Below are 728 nucleotides of genomic sequence, written 5' to 3'. Positions count from 1 at the left end.
CCTTCGCGGATTGCGAAGCGCAGACCTTCGTCCATTGCGATTGGGTGGATCAGGGTAACAACCATTTTGATGTTGTCGCCTGGCATTACCATTTCAACGCCTTCTGGCAGCTCTACTGAGCCGGTTACGTCAGTTGTACGGAAGTAGAACTGTGGACGATAGCCTTTGAAGAACGGAGTATGGCGACCACCTTCGTCTTTAGACAGAACGTAAACTTCTGACTCGAACTGGGTGTGCGGCTTGATTGAGCCTGGCTTAGCCAGAACCTGGCCACGCTGGATGTCTTCACGCTTGATACCGCGCAGCAGAACACCACAGTTTTCGCCTGCCTGACCCTGATCCAGCAGCTTACGGAACATCTCAACACCGGTACAGGTTGATTTCACAGTATCTTTGATACCAACGATTTCAACTTCGTCGCCGACTTTAACGATGCCGCGCTCAACACGACCGGTAACAACAGTACCACGGCCAGAGATTGAGAATACGTCTTCGATTGGCAGCAGGAACGGCATGTCGATCGCACGCTGTGGCTCTGGGATGTAGTTGTCCAGATGCTCAGCCAGCTCGATGATCTTCGCTTCCCACTCTGGGTTGCCTTCCAGCGCTTTCAGAGCAGAACCACGAACGATTGGAGTGTCGTCGCCTGGGAAGTCATATGCTGACAGCAGGTCACGAACTTCCATCTCTACCAGTTCCAGCAGCTCTTCATCATCAACCATGTCACA

General features: G+C 52.5%; 1 protein-coding gene. It reads right to left on the bottom strand.

Annotated elements, in window-relative coordinates:
- The coding region (locus tag FOV68_RS23860) for an elongation factor Tu (protein ID WP_143991732.1) at positions 1-728 on the bottom strand (728 nt) is incomplete at both ends.

Origin of the sequence: Pantoea sp. paga (assembly GCF_007558755.1) — a bacterium.
In the GTDB taxonomy this organism is placed as follows: Bacteria; Pseudomonadota; Gammaproteobacteria; order Enterobacterales; family Enterobacteriaceae; genus Pantoea; species Pantoea agglomerans.
This window is presented reverse-complemented; position numbering and strand designations above follow the sequence as displayed.